The following is a 21,486-nucleotide window of genomic DNA, read 5'->3' on the forward strand; positions in this document are numbered from 1 at the left end:
GCCCCCGGGGCGGGCGTCGGACCTGCTCCGCGCTCGTGCGCGGCGGCGGCCGACGGCCGACGGCTCAGCCGACGCGCGTCAGCTTCTTGCCGACGCCGGGCGCGGTGAGGTCACCCTGCAACGCCACCGGCACCTTCACCTGGCTGGCACCCTCGCCGACGGTCAGCATGCCGATCTCCGAGCCCGCCTTGGCGGTCTGCGGAAGCTGGGTGGACCCGTCAGCCAGCTTGATGGCGATCGTGAGGGTCGGCCAGCCGACCGCCTGCACGTCGGCGGTGGCCACGACCGGGACCTGGGTGCCGAGGCCGTCGTCCACGTAGCCGACGACATCGCCCTTCTTCACGACGGGCTCGGCCGTGAGCATCTTCTGCGTGGCGATCATGATGTTCTTGCTCGCCGCGATCGCGGTGCCGAGGATCGGCACGCCGTGCTGACCGAGGACCGCTCCGACGATCAGCTGGTTGGTCTTGCCGACCTTCTTCTCGGCGGCGAAGAGCAGGTTGCCACCGGCCTTGGTGGTGGAGCCGGTCTTGATGCCGAGCGAGCCGTTGAAGGGCACCAGGTCGTTGTAGTTCCGCCACTCCTTGCCCGTGGGGTCGATCCACTTCGGCTTCTTGGTGATCGCGATCAGCTCCGGCATCTCGACGATCTTGAGGCCGAGCTTGACCTGGTCCTCGGCGGTGCTGACCGTGGTCGCGTCCAGACCCGAGGGGTCCGTGTACGTGGTGTTGGTCATGCCGAGTTCCCGGGCGGTGTCGTTCATCTTCTTGACGAACGCCTCCTGCCCGCCGTCCCAGCGCGCGAGCAGGCGCGCGACGTTGTTGGCGGACGGGATCATGATCGCGTTGAGGGCGTCCTCCTGGGAGATCTGGCCGCCCTCCTTCAGGTTGTTGACCGTGGACTCGCCCTCGGTCTCCTTCTTGCCGTCGTCGACCGCCGTCTTGTCGACGGGGATCATCTGGCCCTTCTCCCCCTTCTTCATGGGGAAGTCCTTGAGGATGACGTAGGCGGTCATGGCCTTGGCCACGCTGCCGATCGCCACGGGCTTCTGCTCGCCGAAGCTGCCGACGGTGCCGAGGCCGGCCGCGGCCATGTAGGCCTGGCCCTCCTTCGGCCAGGGCAGGGTCGGGTCCGCGCCCTTGAAGGTGTACGAGGCGTTCGCGGTCATCTTCAGCGTCGGAGCCGGCAGCGGGCGCACCAGCTGGACGACGGCGAGGACCACCGCGAGGAGCACCAGGATAGGCGCGTAGATCTTGAACCGCCGCAGGGCGGTCCGGGCCGCGCTCGGCGGCGGGGGCGGGTTGTTGGTGAGGTCCGCCAGCATGTCGAGCGGCGGCTTGGGCGGCAGCGGCTGCTGCGTGGTCCGCTCCGGGGACTCCTGCGTCACCGGGGTCCGCACGCCGGCGGGGACCGGGGTCCGCGCGGGGGCCTGACCCGGAGCGGGGGCCTGACCCGGAGCGGGGGCCGCGGGGGTCTTGGGGGGCGCGCCCGCGGTGGGCCGCGCGGGAGCGTCGTCGCCGCGCAGCGGTACGAAGGTGCTCTCCCGCTCTCCGGCGCCGGTACGCGGGGGCGCCGGCTGAGCCGCGCCACCCTGCCCGACGGTGCCGCGCCCGGCGGGGCGGGCGGTGTCGGGGTGGGCGGTGCCCTGCCCTGCGGGGCCGGGGGTGGCGGTACCGGGCTTGATGGCCCGGAACACGGCGGTCCGCTCGCTGTCGGTCGGCTCACCGTCGGCCGGAGCGGCCGGAGCCGGGGGCTTGACCGCCCGGAACACAGCCGTCCGCTCACTGTCCTCCGCCGACCCGCCCGGGGCGGATCCGGGCTTGACCGCCCGGAACACGGCAGTCCGCTCACTGTCGGTCGACTCACCGGAGCCACGACCGCCGGGGGTGCGGGGGGCACCGGGGGTGCCCGTACCGGTCCGGCCGCCCGGAGCCGCCGGGGTGCCGGGGGTGCCGGGCGCGCCCGTAGCGGTCCGGTCGCCCGGAGCCGCCGAGGCACCGGGGGTGCCGGACCCGGTCCGGCCAGCCGGGGTCGCAGGGGCGCCCGAGGCCGGCTGCTTGCCCGGCGCAGCCGGAGAACCCGAGGCACCCGAAGGACCCCGAGTACCGGAAGGAGCCGGTGCGGCCGGAGCGCTCGAAGACGCCTGGCTGCCGGCGGAAGCCGAACTACGGGCGGCGGTGTCGTTGCCCGGCGCAGCCGGAGAACCCGAGCCCCCGGTTCCGGAAGAAGCCGCGTTGCCGGCGGACGCCTGGTCGCCCGACGTGGTCGGAGAGCCCGGGGCGCCGGAGCCGGCCTGACGGCCCGAAGCCGCCGCAGACTCCGGGGCACCCGAAGGGGCCCGCGTGCCCGACGAGGCCGGGGTGCCCGAGGAATCCTGGGCGCCGGGGCCCGACGTGGTCGGGGAGCCCGGGGTGCCCGAAGGGGCCCGGGTGCCGGACGTGCCCGACGAGGCCGGGGTGCCCGAGGAAACCTGGGCGCCGGGGCCCGACGTGGTCGGGGAGCCCGGGGTGCCCGACCGGGTGCCGGGCGAGGTGGGGGTGCCCGGGGGTGGGGGGGGCGGCATGCGGAAGACGGCCGTGCGCTCGCTGTCCGCGGGGGCGTTCGGCGCTGCGGAATCCGCGGAGGCCGGGGGCGTGACCGTGCGGAACACCGCGGTGCGCTCGCTCTCGACCGACCCGGCGGCGGGCGCGGGCCCGTCCGAGGCGCCAGCACCGGAACCGGAAACCGAAGTGGAAGCGGAACCCGAGGCGGAGTCTGCGGGCAGATCCGTGCCGGCAGGAGGCGTCTCCGTACGGGACGGGATCGTACGGTCAGCGGCGGGCTCAGCCGAAGCGGAACCCGCGGAGCGACCGGCATCCGCCGAAGGCGCCACCGTACGGAACGAGGCCGTACGGTCGCCTCCGCCCGAGCCGGCGGCAGCCGTGGGCTCGCCGGAAGCGGAGGCCGGGGGCGTCACGGCGCGGGAGGCAGTCCTGTGGTCGCCGCCCGCCGGCCCGCCCGAGGATTCGGTACCGGAAGTGGCCGCGGGCGCAGCAGTCGAAGCCGCAGGTCGGCCGGCCTCGGTACGGGACCCCGCCCCGCCCGTCGCGTCCACGGGACGGGCCTCGGAGGCGCCTGTGCGGCCCGCGGACGCACCACCCGTACGCCGGGAAGCGGAATCAGTGGAGTCGGTCGAGGAGGCGCCATCGGCAGCCGGGGGCGTCACGGTGCGGAACACCGCCGTGCGCTCGCTCTCGACCGCGGAGCCCGCAGGGTCGCCGCCCTCGGACCCCGAAGCGGAGTCAGAATCGGAACCCGAAGGGGAGCCCGAAGCGGAACCCGGCACAGCCGCGTCCGCGGGCAGGGCCTTGAAGACCTCGGTCTGCGCGCCCGGAGCCGCCGGCGTGGCCGGCCCGTCGGACTCCTCGTCCCCGGAGGGCGAGGGCTCCGCCGTGGCCACCCACGCGGCCACCGCTTCGCGCAGCGGATCGCGGTCCGCCGGCCCGTCCTCCGAGTCCCTCGGGCGGAACAGCGACGCCCTCGGGTCACGCCCCTCGGACGACTCCGCCGTCCCCGACGTTCCTTCATCAACCGACTTGTCGGGGGACTCGCCCGCCACCAGTTCCTCCTCGTTCGCCTTCACGTCCGGCTGTCCGAATGTCTAACAGTGTCCCGTCTAGGGGGCATCGCCCCCGTGCTAGACGAGAACGACATAGCTGACGGTTCCCCCACAAAGCGGCCAGGCGCTCTCGACAGATGAATGTGAGAGGCGTCACCCTGTCACTCATCCACGCGGGGAGGCATGGATGGGCAAGAGCCGCAGAACGATTCCGGAGGAGCTTTTGCTGCTCGCCTTGGACCCGGCCACGGGTACCACGGCGCAGCCGCAGTCGCTCGACCTCGGCCTGGCCGGGGCACAGCTAGTGGAGCTGGCTCTGGCAGGACGGATAGCCCCTGATGGGGATCGTATCGCCGTGGTGATGCCACGGCCGACAGGAGATCCGACTCTGGACTCCGCACTGGAACTGCTGCGCAGGCGCGGCAGCCCGGTTCGGGCGGTCCACTGGATCGGCGGACCCCGACTGGGGCTCCGTCAGATTTACCTCGCTCACCTGGAGCGTTGCGGCATGGTGCATGCCGTCGCGGGCCAGATGTGCGGGGTGCTGCCGACGACTCGCTACCAAGCGACCGACACAGCGATCAGCCGGGAGATCCGAGGCCGGCTGGACAGTGCGATCCGCACCGGTGTACCGCCGGACCCGCGGACCGCGGCGCTTGCCGCACTGGCCCACGCGGTCGGACTCGGCAAGCACCTGTACCCCGGCAACGAGGGGCGGTCGTCCAGGTCCCGACTGCGGGACCTGATCCGGCACGACCCGATGGGCGGACTGGTGGCTCACGCCGTCATGGACGTCCAGAACGGCGTGGCCGCACAGCCGCGCCGCGACCGGGCACCGGCCCAGCCCGCCCGGGCAACGGCCGCAGCCGCCGCGCTGCAGCCGCGCCGGACCGGTGCGATGGCCCGCGTGGCCGCGCACTGATCCACCGGCGGGGCACGCACGGCCGTGCGCAAGGCCGTACGTAAGGCCGTACGCAACACCAGCAGGACAGCAGGACCGGCAACACCAGCAGCGCAGCAACACCAGCAGGGCAGCAGTGATCGCAACCGCCTACGCGCGGGGCGACGGGCCGGCGTACCGGCTCCGTCGTCCCGCGCGTTTGCTTTTCCCGCCCGTTCCCCAGCGAGGCCGCATGCTTCGGTGGCAGTCTGCTCACCAGCAGACACGCAGAGAGACAGCAACGGAAGACAGCAACAGAAGAAGGCGGAGGTGCCGTTCACGTGGCGTCCAATGTCAATCCCACCGTCCGACGCCGCCGACTGGGCATGGAGTTGCGCAAACTGCGCGAGGACAAAGGCATGACGGCCGAGCAGGTCGCGGAACGCCTGCTCGTCTCCCAGTCGAAGATCAGCCGGCTGGAGAACGGCCGCCGTTCCATCAGTCAGCGCGACGTCCGCGATCTGTGCGACGTCTACGAGGTCGAGGACCGGCGGCTCGTCGACTCCCTCATGCAGATGGCCAAGGATTCCCGTCAGCAGGGCTGGTGGCACGCCTTCGGGGACATCCCGTACAGCGTTTACATCGGCCTCGAGACGGACGCCGCCAGCCTGCGCACCTACGAACCCCTGGTGATCCCGGGGCTGCTCCAGACCCCGGAGTACGCCCAGTCGCTCGTCCGCGGCGCATGGCCGGAGACGGCTCCCGTCGACGTGGAGAAGCGCGTCCAGGTCCGGATGCACCGCCAGAAGCGGCTGCACGAGACCGAGAACAGCAATCCCGAGATCGGGCCGCTGCGTCTGTGGGCGGTCATCGACGAGGCCGCCCTGCGGCGGCACGTGGGCGATGCCCAGCTCATGATCCGGCAGCTCGAGTTCCTGATAGAGCAGTCGGAGAAGCCGCACGTGACGGTCCAGGTGATGCCCTTTTCGGTGGGCGCCCACCCGGGCGTCAACGGCCAGTACGCCATTCTGGAATTCCCGGACGCCTCGGACTCGACGGTCGTCTACATCGAAGGCGTGACGAGCGACTTGTACCTGGAGAAGGCCAACGACGTCCAGAAATACAGCGTGATGTACGAACATCTGCGCGCACAGGCCCACAACGTGGACCAGACGAGGCAGTTCATCGCGCAGATCATCGAGGACTTCGCCGGCAAGGGGTAAGGGGGATCGGGGAAGGGTTTCGGCGAAAAGGCCGGTACGGTACACCGTCACTCCCCGGCGGCAGAAGACCTGAATGGAATATGCCACTCGGTCGGGTGAACGCCCCCTTCGCACAACGGGCGCTGCGGGTAGCGTCGATCACGTCAGCCGGAGCAATGGCCGACATGACACCGGAACCACTCGCTGAACCGGAGAGAAACATGGCTATTCGTCAAGGTGCAACGGAAAACTGGACCAAGTCCTCGTACTCCGCCAACGGTGCCTGCGTCGAAGTCAAGTCCCCCGTCATGGAGGCCATCGCGGTCCGTGACTCGAAGGTGCAGGACGGCCCGTCCCTCACCTTCGCCCCCGGCTCCTGGACCTCGTTCGTCGCCGACGTGACCGAGGGCCGCCTGGGACGCCTCGTCTGAACGTCGAAGCGACCCTCCCGGCCCGTCGTCACACGATCAGCGCCACCGGCTTCACCGCAAGACCAGCACCACCTGCACCACTGACTGGAGCCCTCTCGCCCGGCCCGCCGTCGCCTGCCGAGGGGGCTCGGCCATGTCCGAGCCCCCGGGCCCAGCTCCCTCGCTACCTCAGCTGGTCGACGTACCGGTCCGTCCCCGGCACCGTCGGGACGAACGGGGCCACCAGCTCCACCCGCCCCAGCCCCGACTCCGCGACCTCCGCGTCCAGCCCCTGGAACCGGTCCCAGCACTCGCGCGGGTCGGCCTCCAGGAACCACAGCAGGGTCAGCCGGGTGTCGACCCCCTCCACCTGCTTGACGTACGTCATCCGGTCGCCGGGCAGCGGCGTCGGCCGGAAGACCGTCACCATCGCGGCCGGTGAGCCGGCCAGCCGCTTCGGCAGGGCCCGCGAGCGCAGCCACTCCAGCAGTTCGGCCCGCTGCTCCGAGCCCTCCGCGTCGATGACCTGGACCACGAGCCCGCCGTACGGGTGGTCGAGGGCGTGGAAGTCGCGGGGCCCGGCGGCGCCGTCCCGGTAGACGGTGGCCTCGTGGTCCTGGAACGCGGTGAAGACGTGGGTGCGGTCCTGGTAGACCCGGCCGTCGCGGTTGAGGCGCTTGTTGATGCCGACGGTCCACTTCATGTGCTCGTCGTAGCGGCCCTCGGTGACCCAGTACGTGGAGATGTAGCACCCGGCGGTCACGGGCTGGGCCACGGCCGACTTCTCCGGGTAGCGCAGCTCCTGGAGGTCGCGGGTGGCGACCCAGCGGCGGCCGGCGAACATCCAGGGCATGGCCATGGCACCGGCGTAGTAGTGGTCGTCCTCGTACCAGCGGTTGTACGCGAACTCGTGGCCCGGGTGCGGCTCGACCATGGTGATCAGCGCGTGGCCGGGGTGGACTCCGTAGGGGCCGACCGAGGCGAGCTCGGCATAGTCGTCGGCCCGGGTGTTCCGCTCGTCTGCTGTCATGAGAGACGGTCTAGCTGATGCGGCGTCAGATGGGGAGCCCTTGGGGGGCGTTCAGCATCCGATACATAGGTGCCGTCTACACCTTCCCGCGGCTACGATGCGCGCACCCGCCCCCCGAAGGAGCCCCCGTGCCCGCCTCCGCGCCCGCCTCCGCACGCTCCCGCACCACGCCGGTCGCCGCCCCGGCCGCGCCGTCCGCCCCGGCCACCCCTCCCCCGCCCTTCGCCGCGCGGATCCGTACGACCGCGCCCTCCGCCGTGCGCGAGATCCTCGCCGTCACCGCCCAGCCCGGCATGACCTCCTTCGCCGGCGGCCTGCCCGCCCCCGAGCTCTTCGACGCCGAGGGCCTGCGGGCGGCGTACGACTCCGCCTTCGCGCGGTCCGCCCGCCGCGCCCTCCAGTACTCGACCACCGAGGGCGCCCCCGAGCTGCGCGCGGCGGTGGCGGCCCGGCTCTGCGCGCAGGGGCTGGCGACCACCCCGGACGACCTGCTGATCACCACCGGATCGCAGCAGGGGCTCGGCCTGATCACGACCGCGCTGATCGAGCCGGGCGACGTGGTGCTCGTCGAGAACCCCACCTACCTGGCGGCGCTCCAGGGGTTCGAGCTCGCCGGCGCCCGGGTGGTCCCCGCGCCGTGCGACGACCAGGGCATCCTTCCCGACGCGCTGGCCGGGCTCGTCGCCCGCGAACGCCCCAAGCTGCTCTACACGATCCCCACCTTCCAGAACCCGACCGGCCGCACCCTCCCCGCCGACCGCCGCGCCGAGATCGCGGCGGTCGCGGCCCGGCTCGGCCTGTGGCTCCTGGAGGACGACCCGTACGGGGAACTGCGCTACGAGGGCCGCGAACTGCCCCGGCTCGCCTCCTACCCCGGGGCCGAGGACCGTACGGCGCTCCTCGGCAGCTTCTCGAAGGTCATGGCCCCCGGGCTCCGGCTCGGCTGGCTGCGCGCCCCGGCCGCGCTGCTGCGCGGAGCGGTGCTCGCGAAGCAGGCGGCGGACCTGCACACCTCGACGGTCGACCAGCTGGCGGCGGCGGAGTACCTGCGGACGGCGGACCTCGACGCGCACGTCGGCCGGGTCCGCGACGCGTACCGGGTCCGGCGCGACGCCCTCCTGTCGGGCCTGGCCGCCGCGCTGCCGCCGGGCTCCACGTGGAACCGCCCGGAGGGCGGCATGTTCGTCTGGGCCCGCCTGCCCGAGGGCCACGACGCGACGGACCTGTTCCGCTCGGCCACCTCCCGGGGCGTCGCCTTCGTCCCCGGAGCCCCCTTCTTCGCCCGCGCCCCGGACCCCCGCACCCTGCGGCTGTCGTTCACGACGCACACGCCGGAGGAGATCGAGGAGGGCCTGCGCAGGCTGGCGGGAGCCTGAGCCTCACCGGGCGGCCGCGGTCACCGGGTCGGCAGCCAGGCGTCGAGGGCGGCTGCCAGCTCGGCGTGCCCGGTGAAGACGTGTCCGCTCATGCCGAGGGCCCGCGCCGCCCGCACGTTCTCCTCGCGGTCGTCGACGAAGAGGAAGTCGGCGGGGTCGGCCTTCAGGGCGATCACGCAGTGGCGGAACGCCGCCGGGTCCGGCTTGGCCGCGTGGATCTTCCCGGAGAAGGCGACGTGGTCGAGGTCGTGCAGCCAGGGCTGGGCGGCGAGGAAGGCGTCCGCGTGATCGGCGGGGATGTTGGACAGCAGGGCGACCTCGGCGACCTCCCGCAGGGACTGCGCGTAGGCGACCATGCGCTCATCGACGCGTGACCAGCTGTCGATGTCGGCGAGCCGCAGCTGCTCGACGGTGTCGGGGTGGGCGGGGAGTGACAGCTGGTGCAGGACTGCCGTCCAGTACTCGGCTGCGGAGAACTGCCCCGCGTCGTAGGGCAGGCGGCAGGCCCAGTAGGCGGCGTCGAAGGCGTCCGCCGGAGCGCCACCGCTCAGCAGGGCCATCGCGTCCATGGCGCCGGGGCGCTGGTGGCGTGCGATGACGCCGAAGAGGTCGAACAGCACGATGGGTCGGTCCGTGGACACGGCGGGGGTTCCTTCCGCGCGGGGGTGGGGGGCAAGGCGCCTCGTGCCAGAGGCGGGTGGGGGCGGTCTGCGTCAGGCCCGAGCGGAGCAGCCGTACGGGCACGGGCACCGGCCCTCACCGGAGCCGGTACCGGGCTCGCCCTGGAGCAGATCATGCGGGGCCAGGGCCAGGCTCGAGGCGAAGAACGCCGAGGCCATGACGCGGGAGGTGGTGCGCAGGCGTCGCAGCAGCGGTGTGCGGGGGGACGTACTCATGTCGGAGCTCCTGGAGCGGTGTGGGCGGCAGGGGTGTGGGCCGAGGGGGTGTGCGGGGAGGGGTTCGGGCGCGGGCGGCCGCCGTCGGATCCGGTGCGCAGGACCCCGGCGGCCACGGCGGTGGTTCCGCAGAGCAGGGTCAGCAGGAGGAAGGCGTGGTTCAGGGCGACGAGGTGGGACAGCCAGCCGATGACGGCGGGGCCGGCGAGCATGCCGACGTAGCCGAGCCCCGCGACCCGGGAGACGTTGGCGCCGGCGGCGGCCGGGTCGGCGTGCCCGGCGGCGCTGAACAGCTGCGGGACACAGCCCGACAGGCCCAGGCCGAACAGGGCCCAGCCGGTGAACGCGGCCCACATCCACGGGCCGAGGGCCACGAGCGTGATGCCGACGGCGGCCGTGGCGGCGCCGTGGCGCAGGATCGCCACGGAGCCGAACCGGGAGACGAAGCGGTCGGCGAGGAGCCGGCCGGCTGTCATCGCCGCGGCGAAGGTGCCGTAGGCGAAGGCGGCCGTGGCGGCGGAAGCGCCGAGTACGTCCTTCAGGTGCAGGGCGCTCCAGTCGTTGGCGGCGCCCTCGCAGAGCATGACCATCAGCGCGAGGACGGCGAGGAGCCGGATGCGCCGCGCGGTGCCCCGGTGCGCGGCGTCCGGTGACGCCCCGGCCTCCGCCGCCGGGCCGCCGTCGGTAGCAGCGGGGGCCCCGGTGGCGGCGGGGCCCTCGGGAGCAGGGGCGGTCGGCAGCAGGGCGCGTGCCGAGGCCAGGGCGATCACGATGCCCACGGCTCCCGTGGCGGCCAGCGCCGCGGCCGGGTTCAGGCCGGCGCTCGCGGCGCCCGCCGCGACGAGCGCGGCCAGGACTCCGCCGACGGAGAAGGTGGCGTGGAAGCCCGACATGACGGGCCGGCCGTACGCCTTCTCCACGTGCACGGCGTGGGCGTTCATGCCCACGTCCAGACAGCCGTTGCAGAAGCCGAAGACCAGCAGGGCGCCTGCCAGCGTCCACGGATCGCGGGCCAGACCGGGCAGCACCAGGGTCGCGGCGCACAGCACGCCGGCGGCGGGGATCACGAGGCGCGCGCCGAGTCGGTCGGTGAGGCGACCGGCCACGCGCATCCCGAGGAAGGCGCCGAGCCCGAGCAGTACCAGCAGGCCGCCCAGGGCCGCGTGGCTGATGCCCACGCGCTCCTCAATGGCGGGGATGTGCACCACCCATGCGCCCATCAGGGTGCCGCACAGGACGAAGTAGACGTAGGTCGCCACTCGGGCGGTTCGAAGCGAACGTTCCATGCGACCCACCATAACGAACATGATTGATGTTCGTAAACCGCACTATCGAACATTTTGAATGTTTGAAGCTCGATGGTGTTCAATCGCGGCATGAGCAACGCAGACCGCCACGGGCTGATCGCGAAGGCCGTCAGGGACTCGGGCAGCGCCACGGTCCAGGAGCTCGCGGAGCTGACCGGGGCCTCCGAGATGACCATCCGGCGCGACCTCGACGCCCTGGCCGCCCAGGGCGCCCTCGAACGCGTCCGCGGCGGGGCGCGCACCCTGCTGCTCCGGGGCGAGGAGCCGCCCTTCGCGCTGCGCGCGCACGAGGCGGTCGAGGCCAAGCGCCGGATCGCGGCCGAGGTCTCCGCGCTCATCGCCGACGGCGAGAGCGTGCTGCTGGACAGCGGCACCACCTGCCTGGAGGTCGCCCGGCTCCTGCGCGAGCGGCCCGTCACCGTGATGCCGCTGTCCTTGCAGGCCATCCACCTGCTCAGCGAGACGCCCGGCCGGGCCACCCTGGTGGTGCCCGGCGGACAGCCCCGCGCCGCGGAGCAGGCCCTCACCGGCCCCCTCACCCTGGCCTCACTGGCGGCCCTGCGCTTCGACACCGCCGTCATCGGCTGCTGCGGGCTGAGCGCGGCCGACGGGCTGACCGCCTTCGACCTCGACGACGCCGCGGTGAAGAAGGCGGGCATCGCCGTGGCCCGCCGCACCATCGTCGCCGCGGACGGCGGCAAGCTCGGCCGCACCGCCTACGCCCACGTGGGCCCCTCCACGCTCCTGCACACCCTCGTCACCGACACGACCGCACCCGCCGCCGAGGTGGCCGCGCTGGAAGACGCCGGAACCGTCGTCAGAACCGCCTGACCGGGCCTTCGGCAACGCCGCGGCGACGGCGCCGCCCATCCCCTTCCCTCCCCGCGCCCCGCCCCGTAGCCTGACGCCCCGTCAGATCCATTGGGTCGTCAGGAGGCCGCACCATGTCGCCGCTACTGCTGCAGGGCAAGACCGTCATCGTCTCCGGCGTGGGCGCCGGTCTGGGCCATAAGGTCGCCGCCACCGTCGTCCGCGACGGCGGCAACGCCGTGCTCGGGGCCCGGACCGAGGCCAACCTCGCCAAGTCCGCCGCCGAGATCGACCCCGACGGCACGCACACCGCGTACCTGCCGACCGACATCTCCGACGAGCGCCAGTGCGAGGCCCTCGCCGCCCTCGCCCAGGAGCGGTTCGGCGGGGTCGACGCCGTCGTCCACGTCGCCGCCTGGGACTCGTACTTCGGCGGCCTCCAGGACGCCGACTTCGGCACCTGGCAGCAGATCCTCGACGTGAACCTGCTCGGCACCCTGCGCATGACCCGCGCCTGCCTTCCCGCGCTGAAGGCCGCCGGCGGCTCCGTCGTCATCATCGGCACCCAGTCCGCCATCGCCTCCCCCAACGAGGTGCAGCAGGCCGCCTACGCCGCCTCCAAGGGCGCGCTGACCTCCGCCATGTACTCCATGGCCCGCGAGCTCGGCCCGCACCGCATCCGCGTGAACACCGTGCTCCCCGGCTGGATGTGGGGTCCCCCGGTCCAGGCCTTCGTCACCTTCACCGCGCACACCGAAGGCGTGCCCGAGGCCGAGGTCCACGCACGGCTCACCGACCGGATGGCGCTGCCCGATCTGGCCACCGACGGGGACGTCGCGGACGCCGCGGCCTTCCTCGCATCGGACCGCGCACGGGCGATAACCGGCCAGTCATTGCTGGTCAACGCCGGGGAGCTGATGCGATGAGCCCCTCCGTGCCCGTGCGAGCGGATCGTATGCTCGGGCCATGACCACTCCGAGTGACGCTCCGACCGAGAACTCGATGCGCCGCGCGCTCCGCCGCGCCCGCGACGGCGTCGCGCTCGACGCGACCGAGGCGGCCGTACTCCTCCAGGCGCGCGGCGAGGCCCTGAAGGACCTCGCCGCCTCCGCCGCACGGGTGAGGGACTCCGGGCTCGAGGCCGCGGGCCGGCCCGGCGTCATCACGTACTCGCGCAAGGTCTTCATCCCCCTGACCCGGCTGTGCCGGGACAAGTGTCACTACTGCACCTTCGTCACGGTCCCCGGCAAACTGCGCCGCGAGGGCCACGGGATGTACCTGTCCCCCGACGAGGTCCTCGACATAGCCCGCAAGGGCGCCGCCATGGGCTGCAAGGAAGCCCTGTTCACGCTCGGCGACCGGCCCGAGGACCGCTGGCCCGAAGCCCGCGAGTGGCTCGACGCGCACGGCTACGACGACACCCTCGCCTACGTGCGCGCCATGGCCATCCGCGTCCTGGAGGAGACCGGTCTCCTCCCCCACCTCAACCCCGGCGTGCTGTCCTGGTCGGACCTCCAGCGCCTCAAGCCCGTCGCCCCGTCCATGGGGATGATGCTGGAGACCACCGCCACCCGCCTGTGGTCCGAGCCCGGCGGCCCGCACCACGGCTCCCCCGACAAGGACCCGGCCGTCCGGCTGCGCGTGCTCGAGGACGCGGGCCGCTCCAACGTCCCGTTCACCACCGGGGTGCTGATCGGCATCGGCGAGTCCTACGGGGAGCGCGCGGACGCGTTCTTCGAGCTGCGCCGGATCCAGCGCAGCTACCACGGCATCCAGGAAGTCATCGTCCAGAACTTCCGGGCCAAGCCCGACACGGCCATGCGCGGCATGCCCGACGCGGAGCTGGAGGAGCTCGCGGCGGCCATCGCCGTGGCCCGCCACATCCTCGGCCCGAGCGCCCGCATCCAGGCCCCGCCGAACCTGGTGGACTCCGAGTACGCGCTGCTCATCGGCGCCGGCATCGACGACTGGGGCGGGGTCTCCCCGCTCACCCCCGACCACGTGAACCCCGAGCGCCCCTGGCCGCACATCGAGGAACTGGCCGCGCGCACCGCCGCCGCGGGCTTCGAGCTGCGCGAACGCCTCACGATCTACCCGGAGTTCCTCCAGCGCGGCGAGCCGTGGCTGGACCCGCGCCTCCTGCCCCACGTGCGCGCGCTGGCCGACGCGGACAGCGGGCTCGCGGACGAGTCCGCGACCGTCGAGGGCCGGCCGTGGCAGGAACCGGACGAGGGCTTCACCGCCTACGGCCGCACCGACCTGCACACCACCATCGACACGCAGGGCCGTACCGGCGACCGCCGCGACGACTTCGACGAGGTCTACGGCGACTGGGAGGCCCTGCGCGAGGCCGCGGCCCCCGGGATGGTCCCCGACCCCGAGCGCATCGACAGCGACGTACGGGGGGCGCTCGCGCAGGCCGCCGACGACCCGACGAAGCTCACCGACGAGCAGGCGCTCGCCCTGCTGCACGCGGACGGCCCGGCGCTGGACGCGCTGTGCCGGATCGCGGACGACCTGCGGAAATCGGTGGTCGGCGAGGACGTCACGTACATCGTGACCCGCAACATCAACTTCACCAACGTCTGTTACACCGGCTGCCGCTTCTGCGCCTTCGCGCAGCGCCGTACGGACGCGGACGCGTACACCCTCTCGCTGGACCAGGTCGCCGACCGGGCCGCGCAGGCGTGGGACGTGGGCGCGGTCGAGGTGTGCATGCAGGGCGGCATCCACCCGGACCTGCCCGGGACGGCCTACTTCGACATCGCGCGGGCGGTGAAGGAGCGCGCCCCCGGCATGCACGTGCACGCCTTCTCCCCGATGGAGGTCGTCAACGGGGCGACCCGCACGGGGATGTCGGTACGGGACTGGCTGACCGCGGCCAAGGAGGCCGGCCTCGACTCCATCCCCGGGACGGCCGCGGAGATCCTGGACGACGAGGTCCGCTGGGTCCTCACCAAGGGCAAGCTGCCGACGGCGGACTGGATCGACGTGGTCTCCACCGCGCACGAGCTCGGCATCCGCTCCTCCTCCACGATGATGTACGGCCACGTGGACCAGCCCCGCCACTGGCTGGGCCACTTCCGCACGCTGGCGCGCATGCAGCAGGAGGCGCGGGCCAAGGGGGTGGAGGGCTTCACGGAGTTCGTGACCCTGCCCTTCATCCACACCAACGCCCCCGTCTACCTGGCGGGCATCGCCCGCCCCGGCCCGACGGTGCGCGACAACCGCGCCGTGACGGCGATGGCCCGCATCCTGCTCCACCCGCACATCACCAACATCCAGACCAGCTGGGTGAAGCTGGGCTCGGAGGGCGCGGCCGAGATGCTCCGCTCGGGCGCCAACGACCTGGGCGGAACCCTGATGGAGGAGACCATCTCCCGGATGGCCGGATCCAGTTACGGCTCGTACAAGTCCGTCCAGGACCTGATCGCCGTCGCCGAGGCGGCCGGCCGGCCCGCGAAGGCCCGTACGACCCTCTACGGCGAGGTCCCGGAGGAACGCCAGGCCGCGGCCCGCGCCTCGGACGGCCACCTGCCGGAGCTGCTGCCGGTCCTGGACTGACGCGCCGGCCCCGCGAACGCGTGCGGGCCCTGCCAGGGGGACAGCCCGGCAGGGCCCGCACGCCGAACCCCTTCGGGGTCTAGCCGACCAGGAGGTCCTTCTTCAGCTGCTTCAGCTCGCGGCCGTCGATGCCGAGGCCGTCCTTGAGGTAGGTGTCGAAGCTGCCGAACTTCGCGGTGACCTCGTCGTACCCGGCGTTGAGGTACTCGGGGCGCACGTCGAGCAGCGGCTTGTACACGGCGGCCTGGGCGGCCGGCAGGTGCGAGAGGATCGCGTCGTTGGCGGCCTTGCGGTAGTCGTTGCTGGCCAGGTAATCGGCCATCACGGTCTCGCTCGGCACGCCGAGGGCGGTCAGCAGGGAGGCGTTCGCCCAGCCCGTACGGTCCTTGCCCGCGGTGCAGTGGAACAGGACGGAGCGGTTGCGGTCGCGCTCGATGCCCTCGAAGACCTGGGTGTAGGCCTTCTTGCCGCCCTCGCCGCTGACCATGCCCTTTTCGGCGTCGACCATGGCCTTGACGGCCTCGTCGGGGGTCCTGGGCATGGTCTGGAAGGAGCCGGAGCCGGCGAAGACGTCGGCGACGACGTAGGTGGCGCCAGCCGGGACCTTGTCCACGTCCGTGGTGCGCTCGCTCTCCATGCGGAGGTCGAAGATGGTCTTGACGCGCAGGCGCTGGAGCTTGGCGAGGTCGTTCTCGGTGAGCTTGTTCAGCGCGTCGGAGCGGTAGATCTCGCCCATCTTGACCCACTGGCCGTTCGTGGTGCGGTAGCCGCCCGCGTCACGGAAGTTGGCGGTGCCGTCCAGCTTGATCAGCCGGTCGGCCAGGCGCAGGCCCTCGCCGCGCTCGGGCTCGAAGTCGAACCACTGGCGGTCGGCGGCGGGCAGCCCGCGGACCACGGCCTCGCCCTGGGCGCCGCCCTTGGCGACGACCTTGCCGTTCGCCTTGATCTCCACGCGCTTGGTGCCCTTGGCGTTCCACTTCAGGGTGAACGCCCCGTCGGCACCGGCGGTGACGGTGGCCTCGGTGAAGGGGATGGAGGAGTTGCCGTGGTGACCGCCCCAGTGGAAGTCCCACCCGTGGGCGGAGGCGGCGGGGGCCGCGACGATGGCGACGGTGAGCGTGGATGCGACGACGGTCGCGGCGAGCAGTGCCTTCTTCATGCCCCCGAGACTCTTGGCCTCCGAATAACGCAACGTGAACTCTGCATGGCCGAAATCGACCGGGCGTAAGTCCACTGTCAAAACGTGCCACCCATCTGGCCGGCGCCCCTCCCTGACGCGGAGCCCGCACCGCTGCGCGGGCTTCGCCCCGCTGCGCCGGGCACCTTCTCGACGCGGAGCTCGCACCGCTGCGCGGGCTTCACCCCGCTGCGCCGGACACCGTCCGGCGGTGGCTGGGCGGCGGTGCCGCCGTGGCCGCGTGGTGCGGGGCCGCGCCGCGCGTCGAATCGGGGGGCGGAATCCAGCCGTTCCCCGGCCCCATACCCCCCACACGACCGACTACTTCCGGACCCGATCGGTACTGTCCACTACAGTGCCCGCCAGAGCACGCGCGGGCAGTCCGGGGGGATCGACATGGACACGGCGACGGAAACGTCCGGGGAGCAGCAGAGCAGGCCCGGGGCCGCCCAGCCCCTCCAGGCGGCGCCCCCACCCACCGGCGGAGCCACCCGCGGGGCCACCAGCCTGGGCCCCGCCACCGGTCCCGCCGCCGGCGCCACCCTGGGCGGCCGCGCCGCCGTCACCACCGGTCTCTGGGGCCGCACCGAGCAGCAGGACTTCCGTAGCCGCGTCAGAGGAACCCTCCTCGGCTCCGCGATCGGCGACGCCCTCGGCGCGCCCGTCACCCCGCTCTCCCTCCCCGAGCTCCTCGAGACCCACGGCCCGGCGGGCCTGACCGAGCCGGCCCCCCACACCAGGGTCACCGCCGCCACGCAGCTCGGCCTCTTCACCCTGGACGGCCTGATACGGGCCCACGTACGCCGGGACACCGGCGCCTGGCACCCGCCGACCGACGTGCACCGCGCCTACCTCCGCTGGGCCCTCACCCAGAGCGACTGGGGCCCCGACGAGCGCCGCGAGGACAACGGCTGGCTCGCGCAGGAGGAGTGGCTCTACGCCCGCCGCTCCCCCGCCCGTTCCTCCTTGACCGGCTTCGCCGACGGAGTCCTCGGCACGCTCGCCCAGCCGAAGAACCCGACCGCCGTGGACCCGGCCGCCGCCACCCGTTCCGCCCCCTTCGGGCTGCTGGTCGGCTGGGAGCCCGCCCTGGTCCTCCAACTCGCCGTCGAGTGCGCCGTGCAGAGCCACGGACACCCCACCGCGTACCTGTCGGCCGGCGCGCACGCCGTCATCGTCCACGGCCTGACCCGCGGCGAGTCCCTCGACTCCGCCGTCCAGCGCGCACTGGGCCTGCTCGGCGTCCGCACCGGCCACCAGCCCGTCACCGACGCCCTGCAGCGCGCGCTGGGCGCCGTCACCGCGGGCGCCCCCTCACCGCAGACGGTCGAGGGCCTGTCCCCCGGCCAGGGCGGCTCCGCCGAAGAGGTACTCGCCGTCGCCGTGTACTGCGCCCTCGTCGCTGAGAACGTGGCGCACGGCCTGCGCCTCGCCGTGAACCACAGCGGGGACTCCGCGGCCACCGGCGCCCTGTGCGGCTCCCTGCTCGGCGCCCAGCACGGTGAAACGGCCCTCCCGGCGGCCTGGCTCGCCGGCCTGGAGGGCCGGGCCACGGTCCTGGAACTCGCCGACGACTTCGCCCTGGAGATGACCCAGGGCCCCGCCCTCCACGGCCCGGCGGCCACGTCCACGGCCTGGCTGACGCGATACCCGCGGGGGTGACCGCGGGAGTGACCGCGGGAGTGACCGCGGGGCGCCTCGGGGGTGCCTCAGGGCGACCTCGGGGGTGACCTCGGGGGCGACTTCCGGGGTGCCTCGGAGGTGACCTCAGGGAGGACCTCGGGCCGCCGCCCCGGGCCACGTCCACGACCGTGACCGCCGCCACGTCCGTGGCCGACGCACGCCCCTGCCCTCCGCACGCGCGAAGCCGTACTTTGGCCCTCCCCAGACCACGGAGGTGTCAGCGCACATGCGGATCGCCACGACCGTCTTCCTGACCGACCGCACCATCGCTCCCGTACCCCTCGCCCACGCGCTGGAGGAACGCGGCTTCTCCGGCCTCTACCTCCCCGAGCACACCCACATCCCGGTCAGCCGCGTCACCCCGGCCCCGATGGGTGGCGAGCTCCCGGAGATGTACGGCCGCACCCTGGACCCCTTCGTCGCCCTCGGCCAGGCCTCCGCCGTCACCGAGCGGCTCCAGCTCGGCACCGGCATCACCCTCGTCACCCAGCACGACCCCATCGACCTCGCGAAGCAGGTCGCCACGCTCGACCACCTGTCCGGCGGCCGCGTCACCCTCGGCATCGGCTACGGCTGGAACGTGGAGGAGGCCGCCGACCACGGAGTCGAGTGGCGCACCCGCCGCGAACTGGTCCGCGACCGGATGGCCCTGATGCGGTCCCTGTGGTCCCCGCAGCCCACGGCGTACGTGGGCGAGTTCTCCTCCGTACAGGCCAGCTCGGCGCACCCCAAGCCGGCCCAGCCCCCGCGCGAACTCGCCCCGGGCGTCCCCCTGTACGGCCCCCGCACCCTGATCGGCGGCCAGGCCGGCCCGAAGCTCTTCGCAGCCATCGCCGACCACAGCGACGGCTGGCTCCCGATCGGCGGAGGCGGCCTGACGGAGTCCCTCCCGGCCCTGCGCCAGGTCTGGGAGGCCGCGGGCCGCGACCCCAAGTCCCTCCAGGTGGTCCCGTACGCCGTCCAGCCGACCCCGGGGAAGATGTCCCACTACGCGGACCTGGGCATCGAGGAGGTCGTCCTCCAGCTCCCCTCGGAGGGGGAGGAGGAGATCCTGCGGGTGCTGGACGGGTTCGGGCAGTACTTGTGACTGCGCCTTCAGCCCCGAGGGATCAGCCGGCGATGCGGCGGACCGGCTGGCCCGTGATGCGCGCGATGGTCTCGAAGCCCGCGTCCTGGTGGAGGACCGTGAGCTTGTGATGCTGTGCGGTCACGGCAACGAGCAGGTCGACAGGGCTGGCGCACTGGTGGCAGCCCTCGTCGGCCAGCTTCTGCTGGAGTGCCGCCGTCTCCTCCCATACGGAGTCCCTGGCCACGAAGTACGGGAAGGTCTCCCGGAGCAAGCCATCGGCCTCGTAATAGGCCGGACGGCCGCCCACGGCGCGCAGGAACTCCTGGCGCACCGGTTCGCAGAGGCCCGCCTTTCCGGCCGTGACCACCTCGTCCCAGGCAGGTGCGGCCTGTCGACGGTAGAAGCGGACGAGTGCGCTCGTGTCGATCAGGAAGTTCTCGCTCACGCTGCCGGTCGCTCGCCGGGCGTCTGCTCGCCCTCGCTGACCTCTGCGCCCTCTGCGCCCTCACTGACCTCTACGCCCTCGATCGCCGAGAAATCGATCTCTCCGTCAGCGACCATCTCCCGCATACGTGCCACCGCCGCCGCTCTACGACGGCGGTCCGCGATCTCCCGCAGGGCGGCATTGACCGTGTCCCGCTTGGTCGTGGTCCCAAGGTGGCGGGCGGCCTCCGCCAGCGCTTCGTCGTCGAGGTCGATCACCGTGCGCGACATGATGGCCTCCAAGACGGGCGTATATACGATTCCCAAATAAGATATCACCGGAGCCTCAGCTCCGCCCAGACCGTCTTCCCGACCAGCCGGTCCCTGCCCCCCCCCCAGTCGGCGGCGACGGCGTCGACGATGCGCAGGCCGTAGCCGGTCTCGGCCCCGGCGCCGTACTCGTGCGGCAGGACGGCCGGACGGCGGTCCCGGCGGGCGTCGGACACCTCGATGCGCAGCGCCCCGGGGAGCAGGCTCAGGCGGAGCTCGAAGTCCCGGCCGGGGACCCGGCCGTGGGCCACGGCGTTGGCGGTGAGCTCGGCTACGAGGAGCCCGGCGTCCTCGGAGAGGCCGGACCGGTCGGGGATGCCCCAGTCGTGCAGCTCGACGAGCGCGAGGTGCCGGGCCAGGCGGGCTCCGCGCCGGGTGGAACTGAAACGCTGAGTGAACGTGCGTGCGAGGGTCTGGGGGGCGTCCGAGGGTGCGGTCATGCGGCCAACGTCCCGTGTGGGCTGGGGTGTTCCCAGCACCTGGACCGCTACTTTTCATCTGTACGAGTTCGCGCTCTGGACAGTGGTGGTCACCGACCGTGAGGCTGTTCGCGGGGAGGTGACCGCCGTGGCGAGCGTGGACGAGAGCGGTGACGACGAGGTCGAGCAGGACAGCGACCTCGAAAGCTTCGGGGACATGATCAAGGCGTTCCGCAAACGGGCCGACCTGACACAGGAACAGCTCGCGACCCTGATCCGCTACTCCGTCCAGTACATCGGCTCGGTGGAACAGGGCCGCCGCCACCCGTCGACCAAGTTCGTCGACCGGGTGGAGGAGAAGCTCGACGCCTTCGGCGTCATCCGCATCGCGGCGAACCAGCTGACGCGACGGCGGGGACTGGCGAAGTGGTTCCGGCGGTGGGCGGAGTTGGAACAGGGGGCGATCACCCTCCATACGTACGAGTGCCGCTCGATCCCAGGCCTGCTCCAGACCGAGGCCTACGCGCGGGCCCAGATCCGGGACGTACCCCCGCTGCCGACACCGGAGGACGCGGAGGCACGCGTGGTACTGCGGCTGCGCCGCCAGGCGCTGCTGCGCAAGACGCCGTTCATCGCCTTCAGCTTCATCATCGAGCAGTCGGTGATCGAGCGGCAGACTGGCGGCGCGGAGGTCACTGGGGAGCTGGTCGACCATCTGGTGGGGTGCGGGAGCCTGCCTAATGTGGATTTGCAGATCATGCCTACGGTGAGTCCTGTGCATGCTGGCACCGATGGCCCCTTTCGCCTCCTCGAAACCGAGGAGCACGAGCGGGCCGGTTACAGCGAGGGCCAGAAGACAGGCCACGTCATCACGGACCCGAAAGCCGTCAGCGTGCTCCACCAGCGGTATGCCAAACTTCGCATCCAGGCCCTCAATCCCGCCGAAAGCGCGGGCCTGTTGATGCGATTGCGAGGATCCCTGTGAACAGCTCCCAGATCCGGTGGTTCAAGAGCAGCTACAGCGGCAGCGAGGGCGACGACTGCGTCGAGGTCGCGAGTTGCCCCGACTCCGTCCACATCCGGGACTCGAAGCTGACCGCCAGTCCCGAGCTGGCGGTGTCCCCCCGGACCTGGGCTGCGTTCGTGGGCGGGGTCACCGGGGCCTGAGCTGCGGGCTGATCCTTGGCGTTGACAGGGTCCGGGGGGAGCCCGGCAGTCCAGTGTCCTTTCGGTGCGGGCCGGTCCCTCAAGGGCGCTCCCTGCGGTCGCGTCGCTTCGCGATGGCCTTCGGCCACCCTTGACCGACCGGCCC

At 72.6% G+C, this 21,486-nt stretch carries 21 protein-coding genes; 12 read left to right on the top strand and 9 right to left on the bottom strand.

What is annotated here, in order from left to right:
* Positions 1-64: 64 nt before the first annotated feature.
* The gene (locus OG435_RS19985) at positions 65-1,837 is read right to left on the bottom strand and encodes a D-alanyl-D-alanine carboxypeptidase family protein (protein ID WP_266878418.1); all 1,773 of its coding nucleotides are present in this window, start codon (positions 1,835-1,837) and stop codon (positions 65-67) included.
* Positions 1,838-2,342: 505 nt separating this feature from the next.
* On the opposite strand from OG435_RS19985, the gene OG435_RS19990 reads away from it, so the two are divergent.
* The 4 genes from OG435_RS19990 (at position 2,343) to OG435_RS20005 (ending at position 6,111) form a co-directional block, all read left to right on the top strand.
* A complete protein-coding gene (locus tag OG435_RS19990; protein WP_266878419.1) occupies positions 2,343-3,644 on the top strand; it encodes a hypothetical protein in 1,302 nt (433 codons plus the stop codon).
* 141 nt (positions 3,645-3,785) lie between these two features.
* Entirely contained in the window at positions 3,786-4,520 is a 735-nt protein-coding gene (locus OG435_RS19995) for a GOLPH3/VPS74 family protein (protein ID WP_266878420.1), read from the top strand.
* Between the two features lie 299 nt (positions 4,521-4,819).
* A complete protein-coding gene (locus OG435_RS20000) occupies positions 4,820-5,701 on the top strand; it encodes a helix-turn-helix domain-containing protein (protein WP_266878421.1) in 882 nt (293 codons plus the stop codon).
* 200 nt (positions 5,702-5,901) lie between these two features.
* Positions 5,902-6,111 (top strand): DUF397 domain-containing protein, encoded by a 210-nt coding sequence (locus OG435_RS20005; RefSeq protein WP_266878422.1) that lies wholly within the window; start codon positions 5,902-5,904, stop codon positions 6,109-6,111.
* A gap of 163 nt (positions 6,112-6,274) precedes the next feature.
* On the opposite strand, the gene OG435_RS20010 is transcribed toward OG435_RS20005, so the two are convergent.
* A complete protein-coding gene (locus OG435_RS20010) occupies positions 6,275-7,120 on the bottom strand; it encodes a hypothetical protein (protein WP_266878423.1) in 846 nt (281 codons plus the stop codon).
* 128 nt (positions 7,121-7,248) lie between these two features.
* On the opposite strand from OG435_RS20010, the gene OG435_RS20015 reads away from it, so the two are divergent.
* Positions 7,249-8,496, top strand: coding sequence for a PLP-dependent aminotransferase family protein (locus tag OG435_RS20015; protein ID WP_430625660.1), 1,248 nt, complete (start codon positions 7,249-7,251; stop codon positions 8,494-8,496).
* Positions 8,497-8,516: 20 nt separating this feature from the next.
* Here OG435_RS20015 and OG435_RS20020 read toward each other — a convergent pair whose 3' ends face one another.
* The 3 genes from OG435_RS20020 to OG435_RS20030 all read right to left on the bottom strand — a co-directional run bounded on the left by OG435_RS20020 (position 8,517) and on the right by OG435_RS20030 (position 10,678).
* Positions 8,517-9,137, bottom strand: a complete 621-nt coding sequence (locus tag OG435_RS20020; RefSeq protein ID WP_266878424.1) for an HAD family hydrolase — start codon at positions 9,135-9,137, stop codon at positions 8,517-8,519.
* A gap of 72 nt (positions 9,138-9,209) precedes the next feature.
* Positions 9,210-9,392, bottom strand: a complete 183-nt coding sequence (locus OG435_RS20025; RefSeq protein ID WP_266878425.1) for a hypothetical protein — start codon at positions 9,390-9,392, stop codon at positions 9,210-9,212.
* A complete protein-coding gene (locus OG435_RS20030; RefSeq protein ID WP_266878426.1) occupies positions 9,389-10,678 on the bottom strand; it encodes an MFS transporter in 1,290 nt (429 codons plus the stop codon). Before OG435_RS20030 ends, OG435_RS20025 begins: the two co-directional genes overlap by 4 nt.
* Before the next feature lie 90 nt (positions 10,679-10,768).
* Here OG435_RS20030 and OG435_RS20035 point away from each other — a divergent pair, with 90 nt between their 5' ends.
* The 3 genes from OG435_RS20035 to OG435_RS20045 all read left to right on the top strand — a co-directional run bounded on the left by OG435_RS20035 (position 10,769) and on the right by OG435_RS20045 (position 15,073).
* Positions 10,769-11,530 (top strand): DeoR/GlpR family DNA-binding transcription regulator, encoded by a 762-nt coding sequence (locus tag OG435_RS20035; RefSeq protein ID WP_266878427.1) that lies wholly within the window; start codon positions 10,769-10,771, stop codon positions 11,528-11,530.
* A 113-nt stretch (positions 11,531-11,643) separates the two neighbouring features.
* The gene (locus OG435_RS20040) at positions 11,644-12,435 is read left to right on the top strand and encodes an SDR family oxidoreductase (protein ID WP_266878428.1); all 792 of its coding nucleotides are present in this window, start codon (positions 11,644-11,646) and stop codon (positions 12,433-12,435) included.
* Between the two features lie 40 nt (positions 12,436-12,475).
* On the top strand, positions 12,476-15,073 hold the full coding sequence (locus tag OG435_RS20045; protein ID WP_266878430.1) for a bifunctional FO biosynthesis protein CofGH: 2,598 nt from the start codon (positions 12,476-12,478) through the stop codon (positions 15,071-15,073).
* Between the two features lie 79 nt (positions 15,074-15,152).
* Here the strand turns inward: OG435_RS20045 and OG435_RS20050 are convergent, their stop codons facing one another.
* Complete coding sequence (locus tag OG435_RS20050) at positions 15,153-16,232, bottom strand: tyrosine-protein phosphatase (protein ID WP_266878431.1); 1,080 nt, start codon at positions 16,230-16,232, stop codon at positions 15,153-15,155.
* Positions 16,233-16,646: 414 nt separating this feature from the next.
* Between OG435_RS20050 and OG435_RS20055 the strand changes: the two genes are divergently transcribed.
* On the top strand, positions 16,647-17,912 hold the full coding sequence (locus OG435_RS20055; protein WP_266878432.1) for an ADP-ribosylglycohydrolase family protein: 1,266 nt from the start codon (positions 16,647-16,649) through the stop codon (positions 17,910-17,912).
* A gap of 247 nt (positions 17,913-18,159) precedes the next feature.
* Positions 18,160-19,020, top strand: a complete 861-nt coding sequence (locus tag OG435_RS20060; RefSeq protein ID WP_266878434.1) for a TIGR03619 family F420-dependent LLM class oxidoreductase — start codon at positions 18,160-18,162, stop codon at positions 19,018-19,020.
* A 22-nt stretch (positions 19,021-19,042) separates the two neighbouring features.
* Here the strand turns inward: OG435_RS20060 and OG435_RS20065 are convergent, their stop codons facing one another.
* Genes OG435_RS20065 through OG435_RS20075 form a run of 3 tightly spaced genes read right to left on the bottom strand, consistent with a single transcriptional unit; the run spans position 19,043 to position 20,195 of the window.
* Positions 19,043-19,447, bottom strand: a complete 405-nt coding sequence (locus tag OG435_RS20065; RefSeq protein ID WP_266878436.1) for a PIN domain nuclease — start codon at positions 19,445-19,447, stop codon at positions 19,043-19,045.
* Positions 19,444-19,716 (bottom strand): type II toxin-antitoxin system VapB family antitoxin, encoded by a 273-nt coding sequence (locus OG435_RS20070; RefSeq protein WP_266878438.1) that lies wholly within the window; start codon positions 19,714-19,716, stop codon positions 19,444-19,446. The genes OG435_RS20065 and OG435_RS20070 overlap by 4 nt, the downstream gene beginning before the upstream one ends.
* A 44-nt stretch (positions 19,717-19,760) precedes the next feature.
* Complete coding sequence (locus OG435_RS20075; protein WP_266878439.1) at positions 19,761-20,195, bottom strand: ATP-binding protein; 435 nt, start codon at positions 20,193-20,195, stop codon at positions 19,761-19,763.
* Between OG435_RS20075 and OG435_RS20080 the strand changes: the two genes are divergently transcribed.
* Positions 20,194-21,159, top strand: coding sequence for a helix-turn-helix domain-containing protein (locus tag OG435_RS20080; protein ID WP_430625661.1), 966 nt, complete (start codon positions 20,194-20,196; stop codon positions 21,157-21,159). The two genes, OG435_RS20075 and OG435_RS20080, sit on opposite strands and share 2 nt — an antisense overlap.
* The gene (locus OG435_RS20085; RefSeq protein ID WP_430625662.1) at positions 21,156-21,341 is read left to right on the top strand and encodes a DUF397 domain-containing protein; all 186 of its coding nucleotides are present in this window, start codon (positions 21,156-21,158) and stop codon (positions 21,339-21,341) included. The genes OG435_RS20080 and OG435_RS20085 overlap by 4 nt, the downstream gene beginning before the upstream one ends.
* The last annotated feature ends 145 nt before the right edge of the window (positions 21,342-21,486 follow it).

It is taken from the genome of Streptomyces sp. NBC_01264 (assembly GCF_026340675.1).
In the GTDB taxonomy this organism is placed as follows: Bacteria; Actinomycetota; Actinomycetes; order Streptomycetales; family Streptomycetaceae; genus Streptomyces.

What these genes read in the sequence shown, in the direction of transcription:
- OG435_RS20070 (WP_266878438.1), bottom strand. Translation starts at nt 19,716, where the DNA reads ATGTCGCGCACGGTGATCGACCTCGACGACGAAGCGCTGGCGGAGGCC.
- OG435_RS20025 (WP_266878425.1), bottom strand. Translation starts at nt 9,392, where the DNA reads ATGAGTACGTCCCCCCGCACACCGCTGCTGCGACGCCTGCGCACCACC.
- OG435_RS20075 (WP_266878439.1), bottom strand. Translation starts at nt 20,195, where the DNA reads ATGACCGCACCCTCGGACGCCCCCCAGACCCTCGCACGCACGTTCACT.
- OG435_RS19995 (WP_266878420.1), top strand. Translation starts at nt 3,786, where the DNA reads ATGGGCAAGAGCCGCAGAACGATTCCGGAGGAGCTTTTGCTGCTCGCC.
- OG435_RS20010 (WP_266878423.1), bottom strand. Translation starts at nt 7,120, where the DNA reads ATGACAGCAGACGAGCGGAACACCCGGGCCGACGACTATGCCGAGCTC.
- OG435_RS20005 (WP_266878422.1), top strand. Translation starts at nt 5,902, where the DNA reads ATGGCTATTCGTCAAGGTGCAACGGAAAACTGGACCAAGTCCTCGTAC.
- OG435_RS20035 (WP_266878427.1), top strand. Translation starts at nt 10,769, where the DNA reads ATGAGCAACGCAGACCGCCACGGGCTGATCGCGAAGGCCGTCAGGGAC.
- OG435_RS20050 (WP_266878431.1), bottom strand. Translation starts at nt 16,232, where the DNA reads ATGAAGAAGGCACTGCTCGCCGCGACCGTCGTCGCATCCACGCTCACC.
- OG435_RS20030 (WP_266878426.1), bottom strand. Translation starts at nt 10,678, where the DNA reads ATGGAACGTTCGCTTCGAACCGCCCGAGTGGCGACCTACGTCTACTTC.
- OG435_RS20045 (WP_266878430.1), top strand. Translation starts at nt 12,476, where the DNA reads ATGACCACTCCGAGTGACGCTCCGACCGAGAACTCGATGCGCCGCGCG.
- OG435_RS20055 (WP_266878432.1), top strand. Translation starts at nt 16,647, where the DNA reads ATGGACACGGCGACGGAAACGTCCGGGGAGCAGCAGAGCAGGCCCGGG.
- OG435_RS20040 (WP_266878428.1), top strand. Translation starts at nt 11,644, where the DNA reads ATGTCGCCGCTACTGCTGCAGGGCAAGACCGTCATCGTCTCCGGCGTG.
- OG435_RS20060 (WP_266878434.1), top strand. Translation starts at nt 18,160, where the DNA reads ATGCGGATCGCCACGACCGTCTTCCTGACCGACCGCACCATCGCTCCC.
- OG435_RS20080 (WP_430625661.1), top strand. Translation starts at nt 20,194, where the DNA reads ATGCGGCCAACGTCCCGTGTGGGCTGGGGTGTTCCCAGCACCTGGACC.